The 12,701-nt window shown below is 59.3% G+C and carries 7 protein-coding genes; all 7 read right to left on the bottom strand.

Going from position 1 to position 12,701, the window contains the following annotated elements; genetic code table 11:
• Positions 1 to 45: 45 nt before the first annotated feature.
• Positions 46 to 2,103: a potassium-transporting ATPase subunit KdpB gene (gene kdpB, locus OKC42_RS18395; protein WP_270820542.1), complete on the bottom strand. Its 2,058-nt coding sequence runs from the start codon at positions 2,101 to 2,103 to the stop codon at positions 46 to 48.
• A 67-nt stretch (positions 2,104 to 2,170) separates the two neighbouring features.
• Positions 2,171 to 3,865 carry a potassium-transporting ATPase subunit KdpA gene (kdpA, locus tag OKC42_RS18390; protein WP_100652169.1) on the bottom strand — a complete coding sequence of 565 codons (1,695 nt, stop codon included), beginning with the start codon at positions 3,863 to 3,865 and terminating at the stop codon, positions 2,171 to 2,173.
• 463 nt (positions 3,866 to 4,328) lie between these two features.
• Complete coding sequence (gene gorA, locus OKC42_RS18385) at positions 4,329 to 5,678, bottom strand: glutathione-disulfide reductase (RefSeq protein ID WP_270820541.1); 1,350 nt, start codon at positions 5,676 to 5,678, stop codon at positions 4,329 to 4,331.
• A gap of 76 nt (positions 5,679 to 5,754) precedes the next feature.
• Positions 5,755 to 7,722: an ATP-binding protein gene (locus tag OKC42_RS18380; protein WP_043820745.1), complete on the bottom strand. Its 1,968-nt coding sequence runs from the start codon at positions 7,720 to 7,722 to the stop codon at positions 5,755 to 5,757.
• 118 nt (positions 7,723 to 7,840) lie between these two features.
• A complete protein-coding gene (locus OKC42_RS18375; RefSeq protein ID WP_005355755.1) occupies positions 7,841 to 10,921 on the bottom strand; it encodes a multidrug efflux RND transporter permease subunit in 3,081 nt (1,026 codons plus the stop codon).
• Between the two features lie 15 nt (positions 10,922 to 10,936).
• Positions 10,937 to 12,070 (bottom strand): efflux RND transporter periplasmic adaptor subunit, encoded by a 1,134-nt coding sequence (locus OKC42_RS18370; protein WP_005355753.1) that lies wholly within the window; start codon positions 12,068 to 12,070, stop codon positions 10,937 to 10,939.
• Positions 12,067 to 12,663, bottom strand: a complete 597-nt coding sequence (locus OKC42_RS18365; protein ID WP_005339267.1) for a TetR/AcrR family transcriptional regulator — start codon at positions 12,661 to 12,663, stop codon at positions 12,067 to 12,069. Before OKC42_RS18365 ends, OKC42_RS18370 begins: the two co-directional genes overlap by 4 nt.
• Between the last annotated feature and the right edge of the window lie 38 nt (positions 12,664 to 12,701).

The following is a 12,701-nucleotide window of genomic DNA, read 5'->3' as shown; positions in this document are numbered from 1 at the left end:
AGGATGGCTGGGGATGCGGGTCTGACCCGCATCCCGGTTATGTCGTTACACCAGACCCAGGCCGGTAATGACCAGATCGATCAGCTTGATGCCGATAAACGGCACCAGCAGGCCGCCGACACCGTAGATCAGCAGGTTGCGGCGCAGCAGGCTGGCGGCCGAGCCTTTCAGGTCGACACCACGCAGTGCCAGCGGCACCAGCGCCACAATGATCAGGGCGTTGAAGATGATGGCCGACAGGATGGCGCTCTGCGGGCTGCCCAGCTGCATCAGGTTCAGTGCCCCCAGTTGCGGGTAGGCGGCGATGAACAGGGCTGGCAGGATGGCAAAGTACTTGGCGACGTCGTTGGCGATGGAGAAGGTGGTCAGGGCGCCACGGGTCACCAGCAGCTGTTTGCCGACCAGCACCACGTCCAGCAGCTTGGTTGGGTTGGAGTCGAGATCCACCAGATTGCCCGCCTCCTTGGCGGCCTGGGTACCCTCGTTCATGGCCAGCCCCACATCAGCCTGTGCCAGTGCCGGTGCATCGTTGGCACCGTCGCCGCACATGGCAACCAGACGACCATCAGCCTGCTCCTGCCGGATATAGGCCAGCTTCTTCTCCGGTGTCGCTTCGGCGATGAAGTCATCCACCCCGGCTTCGGCGGCGATGGCGGCGGCGGTTTTCGGGTTGTCGCCGGTGATCATCACGGTGCGGATCCCCATGTGGCGCAGGATCTGGAAGCGAGCCTTGATACCGGGCTTGATGATGTCCTTGAGGTAGACCACCCCCAGCAGTTTCTCCTGCGTGCAGACCAGCAGCGGAGTCCCACCCTGACGGGCGATGCTATCGACTGACTTGAGCACCAGCTCCGGCACCACCTTGCGGTCGAGGCTGAGGTAGTTCAACACGGCATCCACCGCACCCTTGCGATATTGATGACCGTTGCGATCCAGTCCGCTCAGGCGGGTTTCGGCGCTGAAGGGGATCACCTTGTCGCTCTCCAGCTGGCTCGGCTTGGCCATGCTCTTGCTGGCCAGAGTCAGGATGGATTTGCCCTCCGGGGTGTTGTCACCCAGCGAGGCCAGCATGGCCGCTTGTGCCAGCAGGGCCGGGTCGACACCCGGTGCCGGGATCAACTCGTCGGCCATCCGGTTACCGAAGGTGATGGTGCCGGTCTTGTCCAACAACAGGGTGCGCACGTCACCGGCCGCTTCCACGGCACGGCCAGACTTGGCGATGACGTTCAGCTTCACCAGTCGATCCATACCGGCAATGCCGATGGCGGAGAGCAGGCCGCCAATGGTGGTCGGGATCAGGGTAATGAAGAGAGCGATCAGGTAGAGACGCGGGACCTGGGTGCCGTTGTAGTCGAGGAACCAGGGCAGGGTGGCGACCACCAACAGGAAGATCAGAGTCAGGCCCACCAGCAGGGCGTCCAGCGCCATCTCGTTGGGGGTCTTCTGGCGCTTGGCCCCTTCCACCAGTGCGATCATCCGATCCAGCGTGCTCTCGCCCGGATTGTTGCTGACGCGCACCCAGATCTCGTCGGAGACGACCGTCGTGTTGCCGGTCACGCCGCTGCGGTCGGTGCCCGACTCGCGGATGACGGGGGCGGATTCGCCGGTGATGGCGGCCTCGTTGACCGAGGCGATACCGGCGATCACTTCACCGTCGGCCGGGATCATCTCGCCGCTGCGTACCAGCACCAGGTCCCCCTTCATCAGGCTGGTGGCGGGTACCCACTCGCCCTGACCATCTTTGGCATTCGCCACCCGACGGGCCTTGAGCTGGCTCATGCCCGCTTTCAGGCTGTCGGCGCGGGCCTTGCCGCGCCCCTCGGCCAGGGTTTCCGCGAAGTTGGCAAACCAGAGGGTCAGCCAGAGCCAGGCGGTCAGCTGCCAGGCCAGTGAGGGAGCAACGCCGGAGAAAGGCTGCCCCAGCAGGGACTCCATGGTCGCCATGACTGCGGCCAGCCAGAGGGTGAACAGGATGGGGCTGCCAAACAGCGCCTTGGGATTGAAGCGATAGAGGGCCTCAACCATTGCCTGGATGATCTGTGATTTCTGTTTTTTGCCCTTCACCAACATGGTGTCGGTGCTCATTGCAGTGGACTTGCTCATTGGAAAGCTCCCAGCATCAGATAGTTGGCGATTGGCATCCGGATGGTGATCGACAGGGTCAGGTTCATCAGAGTGCTCCTCCGATCAGACTCAGATGTTCGGCCACCGGGCCCAGTGCCAGCACCGGCAGGAAGGAGAGGCCACCTATCAGCAGGACGGTGATGATCAGCAGGGTAACGAACAGCGGGCCGCTGATGGGGAAGTCCCCTTCGCTCGTCTCCTGACGGGGCGCACGGGCCAGCTGACCGGCGATGGCCAGTACCGGAATGATGTAGCCGAAGCGACCGAGCAGCATGGCCAGACCGATGGCGATGCACTGCCAGTTGTCACCGGCGGCAAAACCGGCGAAGGCGGAGCCGTTGTTGCCGGCAGCCGAGGCGTAGGCATAGATGAGGCGTGACAGACCGTGCGGGCCATCATGGCCGATGATGGTGCTGGCATCCGGCATCAGCAGGGTGACACCACCGATCACCAAAACACCCACCGGCATGACCAGCATGCTGGCAACCACCCACTTCATCTCGGTGATACCGAGCCGTTTGCCCAGATAGGTCGGGGTGCGACCCACCATCAGACCGCACAGGAACACGGTCAGCAGAACGAACAGCATCATGCCGTAGATACCGGAGCCGACCCCGCCGAAGATGACCTCACCCAGCAGCATGTTGATCATGCCCACCATGCCGCCGAGCGGAGTAAAGCTGTCGTGCATGGCGTTGACGGCACCGTTGGAGGCGGCAGTAGTCGCCACTTCCCAGATGCTGGAGAGCACAGGGCCGAAGCGGCTCTCCTTGCCTTCCCAGTTGCCAGTCATGTTGCTGGCGTCAGTAGTGAGCTGGGCGAGGGCGGGATCCGGTTTCAGCTCCTGGGAGAGGGAGACGAAGAGCCCCAGCACCAGCATGAGGGTCATGGCACCGAGAATGGCGCGACTGTGGGCCATGTCCTTCACATAGCGGCCCAGAGTAAAGACCATGGCTGCGGCGATGGTGAGCAGGGCGACCATCTCCAGCCAGTTGGAGAGGGCGGTCGGGTTCTCGAACGGGTGGGCGGAGTTGATGCCGAAGAAGCCACCGCCGTTGGAGCCGAGCTGCTTGATGGCAATTTGCGAAGCAGCCGGGCCGAGGGGCAGCAGCTGCTCCTGACCTTCCACACCGTGGAACGGCAGATAGGCGGAGAGGCTTTGCGGCACCCCTTGCCATACCAGCACCAGCGCCATGATCAGCGCGATGGGCAGCAGCACATAGAGGCAGAAACGCACCAGATCCTGCCAGAAGTTGCCAAGGTTGATGGTCTGCTGACGAGCGATACCGCGGAACAGGGCAATGGCGACGGCGGCGCCCGTCCCTGCGGAGACGAAGTTCTGGGTGGTCAGGCCTACCATCTGGCTGAAGTAGGAGAGGCTGGCCTCACCGGAATAGGCTTGCCAGTTGGTGTTGGTCATAAAGCTGACCGCGGTGTTGAATGCCAGTTGCCAGCTCAGACCAGGCAGTTGTTGCGGGTTGAGGGGCAGCAACCCCTGCGCCATCAGGATCAGGAACAGCAGACCGAAACCGGCGCCGTTGAAGGCCAGCAGGCTGAGGGCGTAGGACTTCCAGTCCTGCTCCCGTCCATCGGTGCCACAGCAAGCCAGTGTGGCGCGCTCGACCGGTGCCAGCCAGCGGATTTTGCCTTCAAATACCCGGTAGATGTAGTTGCCCAGCAGCGGTGCCGGTAGCAGAACCAGCAGCACGAAGGCCACCGGATAGATTATTTCTTGCCACATGTTCTAGTTCCTCACTCGTGGTCACGGTGCGTCAGGGCACGCATTGGATTGCTCACGAGGCTCGGCAGTTTGCTGGCCACCGGGTAGATAATTTCTTGCTGCATATAGGTAGTCCCTCACTCGTGACTGCGCGTTAGTGCGCGCATCAGATAGGCCATCAAGGCGAGGACGAGCAGCAGATATAGCCAATTCATATCGACTCCATTGAGATAATTAGCTGCGAGAGCCGATGTAAGACCATATCGACTCTGTTGGTGTCATTGACGCTGAAAAGGGTATGTAAAACAGGCGTAAAGGCGCCATAAAGCGCCATGTGGCAGGCGTAAAATCGGCGTAAAGAACGACGGATTTGCGAGAGAAATGGCGAGGAGGGATCAAAAAACCCGGCCTGAGCCGGGTTTGGATGAAGGGATTACATGGCTGTAGAAGCCGGCTGCTCGTGACAGGCCAACTTCAAACGTACCTATCGCATTGTCACGAACTCTTCTGCACTGGTCGGATGGATCGCCACGCAGTTGTCGAAGTCCGCCTTGGTGGCTCCCATCTTCATGGCGACGCCGAAACCTTGCAGGATCTCGTCCATCGCAAAGCCGATGCCATGCAGACCGACCACCTTCTCTTCCGGGCCGACGCAGACCAGCTTCATCCGGGTGGGCTGGCGATGCTGGGTCAGTGCCGAGTACATGGCGGTGAACTGGCTGCGGTAGACCTTCACCTGGTCCTCGCCATATTGGGCGATGGCTTCAGGTTCGGTCAGGCCTATGGTGCCGATGGGCGGGTGGCTGAACACCACGGTCGGCACCAGATCGTAGTTGAGGTGCTCGTTCGGCTTGTTGTTGAACAGCCGTTCGGAGAGGCGACGGCCCGCAGCGACGGCCACCGGGGTGAGCTGGATGCGACCCGTGTTGTCACCCACTGCATAGATGTTGGCGACGGAAGTGTTCTGGAACTTGTCGGTCGGGATAAAGCCCTTCTCGTCCAGCGTGATGCCAGCGGCAGCCAGATTGAGGTTGTCGGTAGCCGGTACCCGGCCGATGGCCCAGATCAGGCAGTCGACGGTGAGATGGCGGCCATCTTCCAGTTGCAGGGTCAGGCTGTTGTCAGCGTTCTTGAGCACGGCTTTGGGAATGGCGTGGGTGTGCAGCTTGGGCCCTTCCTGCGCCATGATTTCGACCAGTGTCTCGTGGATCATGGGGTCGAAGTTGCGCAGCGGCGCGTGCTTGCGCACCACCAGATGGGTCTCTGAGCCGAGCGCTTGCATCACCCCTGCGATCTCGACCGCGATGTAGCCCGCACCCACCACAGCAACCCGCTTGGGTTGGCTTTGCAGGTCAAAGAAACCGTCGGAGTCGATACCCAGCTCGGCACCCGGGATCGCCGGAATTTCCGGGCGGCCACCGGTAGCGATCAGGATATGATCGGCGGTGTAGTGCTCGCCATTGACCTCGATGGTGTTGCTGCTGACGAAGCGGGCGAAGCCCTTGATGACGGTGATCTGGTTCTTGCCCAGCACGTTCTGATAGGACTGGTGAATGCGGCCGATGTAGGCCTGGCGGGACTCGACCAGCTTGGCCCAGTTGAAGTGGTTGAGGGTGGTGTCAAAGCCGTAGTCGGCGCCATATTTCAGGGCATCGGCGATCTGGCCGGCATACCACATGGCCTTCTTCGGTACGCAGCCTACGTTGACGCAGGTTCCACCCAACTCTTTGGCTTCAATCAGGGCAACTTTCTTACCGTACATGGCAGCCCGGTTGGCAGAAGCAATACCGCCGCTGCCGCCGCCGATGGCGATATAGTCAAAATGCTGTGCCATTGCGAGGTTCTCCGCTCATTAAGAATGCAATCACAGCATGATGGGGATAAAGCGGCTGGCTCACAAGAGCCAGCGCTCAGTTATGTTGGATCGGCAGGCGAATATGGAACTGGGCGCCCTGGCCCGGTTCGCTGGCACAGCTGATACGGCCTTTCAGCAGTTGCACCACCAGGTTGTAGATGATGTGTGTGCCCAGACCGCTGCCGCCCTGACCCCGCTTGGAGGTGACGAAGGGATCGAAGATGCGCGGCAAGATTTCTGGCGGGATGCCGCGGCCGTTGTCCGAATAGTCGATAAACAGCTCTTCTCCCTGCTGTTCCACCTTGATGGTGATCTTCTTCGGTTTGTCCCAGCTGTCGAACCCGTGGTTGATGGAGTTGAGGATCAGGTTCGAGTAGATCTGGGTAAAACTGCCCGGGAAGGAGAAGATCGACAGCTTGGGATCGCACTGAATATCCACTTCGCACTGGCTCTTCTTCAGTTTGTGGCCAAGCGAGACCACCACCTGATGGAGGTTGTCGGCGAGGCTGAAGTTGTAGCGTGCTTCCGATGACTGGTCGACAGCCACCTGTTTGAAGCTGGCGATCAGCTCGGAGGCGCGCCGCAGGTTGCTCTGCAGCAGCTGCATCGACTCGTCGAGGTTGACGGTGAACTCGTTGAGATAGGAGCGCGACAGCTGCTTGGAGTCGATATGGGACTTGAAGTCGGCGACCCGCTCCTGCAGGTAGGAGGAGGCGGTCACGCTGATGCCGATCGGAGTGTTGATCTCGTGTGCCACCCCGGCCACCAACGAGCCGAGGGAGGCCATCTTCTCCGACTCCACCAGGGTTTGCTGGGCCTGCTTCAGGTCGTCGTACGCCTTGCCCAGCTGGTTGTTGGCTTCGCTCAGGCTGCGGGTACGCTCCACCACCTTGCCTTCCAGCTGTTCGTTGAGCTGGATAATCTCCCGCTCGACCTTTTTCAGCTGGGTGATGTCGTAGCCGAAGCCGATCTGGTACTTGAGGTTGGGACCATCGTAGAAGGGGACGAAGGTCCATTGCAGTACCAGCTCATGGGCCTGTTGGTCATGCATGATGACCTCTTTGTCGGCCAGTGAACCTTCCGCCGCCAGAATATCGTTCAGCTCTTCCCGTTGCGCCGGGCTGACAAATAGATCCAGCCAGTTGTGCTGCAACAGCTCCTGCTGGTGGTAGCCGGTCAGCAGTATGGCTGCCGGGTTGATGCTGGCGATGGTCAAATCCGGTTCCATGCAGCAGATGACCATGTTGGCGGAGTTGATCAGGGTGGCGGAGAAGTCCCGCTCCTTTTGCAGTTGTTCGACCGCCTGATGGCGAGCAACCAGCTCGTCACGCAGTCGGGTACGCATCTGGTTGAGGGTGGAGACCAGGGTATCCAGCTCATCGGGTTTCTTGCGTGGCTGCGGGCGGCCTTCTAGCTCCAGCGCCATGTCGAGCCGATCGAGGTTGAACTTCTGGGCGTAGTTGGCGATGCGGTTGATGTGCCTGACCACCAGATAGTAAATGATGATCAGGATGCAAAATGAGACCACCAGGGTCTTGATGGTCTGGCTGACCATGATCAGCACCGATTTTTCGATGAGGCGCTGGTAGATCTGCTCGAGAGAGGCGGCAACGAACAGCTTGCCGACGATTTCACCCTGATAGGTGAGGTTGAATTCGCGGGAGATATCATAGCTTTCCCGCTCGACCCCCTGGGTCAGCAGCGGGACTTCGGAGTTGCCGAGCATCTCCTTGACCATCACGAACTGCATGTTGGGCAGGTTCATGATCCCTTCAATTTGCACTTTGACCTGCTCTTCATCCAGGTTCCACAAGCTGGCGGCGATGGGTTGCAGGAACGAGGCCTCGATCTGGCCGATGCTGTCTTCGATGACGGCGACATCCTTGCGGTAATCCCAGGCGAGTTGCAGCGCCGTAATGATCATTGCCAATACGGTACTGCACACCAGAATGTAGGAGAGCAGGCGATATGAGAGCCCGTTGCGGCCTACGGCCCTGGCGGTCTTGGTGAAGAGTCCTGACATGGCGTCCTTGCGGTCTGGATGTGGTGTTTTTTAGTTTAACTGCTTCATGCACTTATGTCGTCTTTCCTGCGAAGCATAAAAAAGGCCCCGATACGGGGCCTTCGCATGTGATTGATGATTAATGTCCGCCGTTTGCTTTGGGCGGAATGGTTTCATCGAATACCGGCAAGGGTTTGTGCTCGGAAGCCAGATAGGTGTATATCACCGGCAGCACAAACAGGGTGAACAGGGTACCGATGGCAAGACCTGCCACGATGACGATACCGATACTGAAACGCTGTGCCGCACCGGCGCCTGCGGCGTAGAGCAGCGGGATCAGACCGGCAATCATGGCGGCCGTGGTCATCAGGATCGGACGCAGACGCACCTTGGCGGCCTGCATCACGGCTTCCATTCGGTTCATGCCGCGCAGCAGCTGCTCTTCCTTAGCTACTTCACAGATCAGGATACCGTGCTTGGTAATCAGACCCACCAGGGTGATGAGGCCCACCTGGGAGTAGATGTTCATGGTCGCCATACCCCATGCAAGGGCAATCAAGGCCCCGCTGATGGCGAGCGGTACAGAGACCATGATGACCAGCGGGTCACGCACCGACTCGAACTGGATTGCCAGCACCAGGAAGATGATGGCCAGAGCCAGCGCGAAGGTGGCATAGAGCGCATTGCCTTCGGTGACGAACTGACGGGCTTCACCCATGAAGTCGTAACGATAGCCTTGCGGCAGCTTCTCGTCAGCGGTGGTCTGGAACCAGTTGATCGCATCACCCATGGCCACGCCCGGAGCCGGAACGGCGCCAATGGTGGCGGAGTTCAGCTGGTTGAAGTGGGGCAGGGCACGGGGCTCGCCAACCACTTCAATGCTGATCAGGCTGCCGAGCGGGATCGACTTGCCATCTGCGGCCCGCACGTAGTAGCCCTTGATGGACTCCGGATTGAGACGGTATTTGCGCTCGACCTGCGGGATCACCTCGTAGGAGCGGCCATCCAGGTCGATACGGTTGACGTAACCGTCCGCCATCATGGTGCCCATGGTGATACCGATATCCTGCATGGTGATGCCGTAGGCACCCGCCTTGTCCTTGTCGATGCGGATCTTCATGGTGGCGGAGTCGTAGTTCAGATCGAGATCCGAATAGACGAACTGACCGTTACTCTGCGCCGCTGCCAGAATTTCACCGGCCACCAGGAACAGGCTTTCGAAGCTGTTCGGGGTGGTGATGACGAACTGGATCGGCAGACCACTCGATGCGCCCGGCAGCTCCGGGAACTGGAAGGTGGTGATGGCCATACCCGGGATGTCTTTCACCAGATTGGCGACCCGATCCAGCACCTCTTTCTGGCTAGCTTCACGCTGACTCCAGGGCACCATGGAGGCGATACCGAACGCCTGGTTGGCGTTGAACACCCCCGAGAAGACCTGGGAGAAGGCGATCTCGGGCTGGTCGTCTAGGATCTTGTTCACATCTGCCATGGTGTTTTCGATGTAGTCCAGGTTGGCGTTGGACGGTGCGGTACCCAGCACGGCCATTACCCCCTTGTCCTCTGATGGTGCCAGTTCGCTCGGGATGAACTTGAACAGCAGCGGCAGGCTGGCGAAGACGATGACGGCGAACACCACGATGACGGGGCGCTTTTTCATCACGGCGTGCAGCATGCTGTCGTAGCGATCGGTCATCCGCTCCAGCAGGTGGTGGACTGTGCTCTCGAATTTGCCCGGTTGTTCGTTGGCCTTGAGCATCTTGGAACACATCATCGGTGACAGAGTCAGGGCGATGATGCCCGAGACGAACACGGCGCCAGCCAGCGTCAGGGCAAACTCCTTGAACAGAGAGCCGGTGATGCCCCCCATCAGGGCGATAGGCGCGTATACCGCCGCCAAGGTGACCGTCATGGCGATAACCGGCACCGCAATTTCACGGGTACCGATAATGGCGGCCCGGAACGGTTCTTCCCCCTCCTTGATATGGCGGTCGACGTTCTCCAGCACCACGATGGCGTCATCCACCACCAGACCGATCGCCAGCACCATCGCCAGCAGGGTCATCAGGTTTATCGAGAAGCCGAACATATCCATCATCATCACCACGCCGATAAGACTGAGCGGAATGGTGATGATCGGGATGATGACCGCGCGGAACGAACCGAGGAACAGGGTGATGACCACCAGAACGATGGCGGCTGCCTCCAGGATGGTCTTGATAACCTCGTGGATGGACTCGTTGATCGCCACTGTTGAGTCATACATCACGTTGAGACGCATGGTGCTCGGCATATTGCGCTCAAGGCTCGGCAGCAACGCCAGCACATCGTGGGCGATGTTGATGGGGTTGGCTGTCGGCGCGGCGTTGACCGCCATGACCACTGCTTCGCGGCCGTTGGCGCTGGCGCGATAGATGTCGTGGCTCTTCTCGAGGGTCACCTTGGCAATGTCGGAAAGGCGGATCACCTTGCCGTCACGGGTAGCAACCACCAGACGCTTCAGCTCGTCGACATCCTTGACCTGGGTCTCGGCGTTGCCGTTGAACAGGGTGAAGTAACCGGTCGCCTGACCTGTCGCGGACTGATAGTTGTTGCTGTTGAGCACCGTCATCACGTCACTGGCAGTCAGGTTGAAGGCCGCCATCTTGGCCGGATCCAGCCATACCCGCAGGGCAAACTCGACACCGCCGTAGAGGTCAACCTTGGAGACCCCGCCCACGGTAAAGAGCTGCGGCTTGATAACCCGCTCCAGATAGTCGGTGATCTGGCTGGAGTTGAGCTCCGGGCTGGTAAAACCGAGGTAGAGCACCGCTGTGGTTGAACCGGTGGAGGAGGTGACCGAGGGGTCTTCCGCCTCTTTCGGCAACTGGGATCGCACCGAGTTCACCTTCGCCAGGATGTCGGACAGCGCGGCGTTGGGGTCGGTGTTGAGCTTCATGTACGCAGTGATGGTGGAGCTACCCAGCTGGCTGGAGGAGGTCATGAAGTCGATGTTGTCGGCTTGCGCGACTGCCTGTTCCAGCGGCTGGGTGATGAACCCCTGGATCAGATCAGAACTGGCGCCATAGTAGCCAGTGCTGACGGTGATCACCGTGTTGGTCACCTCGGGGTATTCCCGTACCTGCATCTTGAAGATGGCCTGAAAGCCCAGCAAGGCGATCAGGAAGCTGAGCGAGATCGCCAGCACAGGCCGTTTTATAAATATGTCAGTAAATCGCATCGCAGATCTCCGCGCTTACAGCATCGGGGTTTGTGCCGGAACGGCCAGGGCATCGTTCTCGACCACATGCACCTTGGTGTCGTTGCTCAGGCGAACCTGACCCGACAGTACGATCTGGTCACCGGCCTGGATGCCGGAGAGCACATGCACATCGTTGCCACGGCGCTCACCCGCCTTGACCACAACCTGCTTGGCTCGCAGCACTTTCACCTTGTTACCCTCTTTGTCGGTCTCTTCGCCCTCTTTGAGCACGTAGACGTTCTGACCATAAAGGGTGAAGGAGATAGCGGTTTGCGGGATCACGATCTGATCTTTCACCGTCGGCAGAATGATGCTGGCGCGGGCGAACATACCGGAACGCAGCTGACCGTCGTTGTTCGGAATGTCTGCTTGTACCTGGATCAGGCCGCTCTGGAAGTTGACCGCAGGCTCGATGGCGGTGATATGACCGTCAAACTGGGTTTGCGGATAGGCATCCACATTGATCTTGATGGTCTGGCCCAGCTTGATTTTGGAGATATCGGTCTGGGGCACGGTGAAGCGCAGGCGCATCACGCTGGTATCTTCCAGGCGCACGATATCTGTGCCCGGCTGCAGATACTGACCGAGGAACACATTGCGCAGGCCGACCACGCCGCTAAAGGGCGCACGGACTTCACGGCGGGCAATGGTCGCCTTCAGACTCTCGATATCCGCTTCCAGCGAGCGATAGGCCGCTTCCGCCTCATCCAGCTGCTCTTTGGAGATGGAGCTGGTCTTGTAGAGGTTCTGGAAACGATCGAACTTGGCTTTTGCCGCCGGCAGCTTGGCCTGGGAGGCCCGCAAATTGGCCCGCTCCACGGTGGAGTCCAGGCTCAGCAGCAGCTGGTCAGCCTTGACCGGTTTGCCCGACTCGAAGGTGATGGCGTCAATGGTACCTGCCAGTTCGGTGGAGAGGGTCACCCCCTGATTCGGCTCGATGAAGCCGATCGCTTCGATGGTCGGTACCCAATCCTGCGCCTTGGTCACCATGGCGGTGACAGGGAACTCGGGCTCCGGCCGGTTGGCCATATATTGGGCAATCATCTTCTGTTTGAACAAATTGAAGCCGATGACGCTGCCAAACAAGGCGATCGCTATCAGCAACATAATGGCCATCCACTTTTTCATGAACAGGCTCCTGAGGTGGAAAGATTGGGGGATAAAATGGCATTCCAGCTGGCCCGGATCGCGGTTTCCAACTGCGATTCGGTCAGCGTGATGTTGTGCACCCTGCACTGCAGGGCCAGATGCATGACACTGTCCAGACTCAACACCTGGAGTGCACGTATCGGTAAATCAATAAACAATCCTTGTTCAACGCCCTGTTCAAAAAATCGGTCCAGAGGCTCCCAGGCGGCCAGAATGACAGGATTGGTCTCCAATTCTGCCCCTAGCGGAGAGCTCTCGTACTGCAATTTGCACCGGATAGCGTTGGGTTCGTTAACAAAAATGGCATGAATATTGAGCCATAATTGGCGAAATTGTTGAAATGAAACTTTATCGATTGCTACATCGGCCATGACCATGGGCACACACTGCAAGATAGTGTGCTGGTGCAGTTGCCGGATCAGATCATCCTTGTCGCCGAAGTAGCGATAGATGGTGCCGGTGGCAACATTGGCCTTCTTGGCGACTTCCGCAATCGACAGACCATGAAAACCCCGTTCACCCAGCACCTCATGGGCCGCGTTGAAGATGCTCTCTTTTTTATCCAGAATCATCAGTGTGACTTTCGATTGAATGAACGTTCATTCATTCT

Source organism: Aeromonas sp. Y311-2, assembly GCF_027706025.1.
GTDB lineage: Bacteria > Pseudomonadota > Gammaproteobacteria > Enterobacterales > Aeromonadaceae > Aeromonas > Aeromonas veronii.
This window is presented reverse-complemented; position numbering and strand designations above follow the sequence as displayed.

Bases quoted from the DNA above. Each gene is read 5' to 3' on its own strand.
- OKC42_RS18375 (WP_005355755.1), bottom strand. From the start codon at position 10,921: ATGCGATTTACTGACATATTTATAAAACGGCCTGTGCTGGCGATCTCG.
- kdpB (WP_270820542.1), bottom strand. From the start codon at position 2,103: ATGAGCAAGTCCACTGCAATGAGCACCGACACCATGTTGGTGAAGGGC.
- OKC42_RS18370 (WP_005355753.1), bottom strand. From the start codon at position 12,070: ATGAAAAAGTGGATGGCCATTATGTTGCTGATAGCGATCGCCTTGTTT.
- gorA (WP_270820541.1), bottom strand. From the start codon at position 5,678: ATGGCACAGCATTTTGACTATATCGCCATCGGCGGCGGCAGCGGCGGT.
- OKC42_RS18380 (WP_043820745.1), bottom strand. From the start codon at position 7,722: ATGTCAGGACTCTTCACCAAGACCGCCAGGGCCGTAGGCCGCAACGGG.
- OKC42_RS18365 (WP_005339267.1), bottom strand. From the start codon at position 12,663: ATGATTCTGGATAAAAAAGAGAGCATCTTCAACGCGGCCCATGAGGTG.
- kdpA (WP_100652169.1), bottom strand. From the start codon at position 3,865: ATGTGGCAAGAAATAATCTATCCGGTGGCCTTCGTGCTGCTGGTTCTG.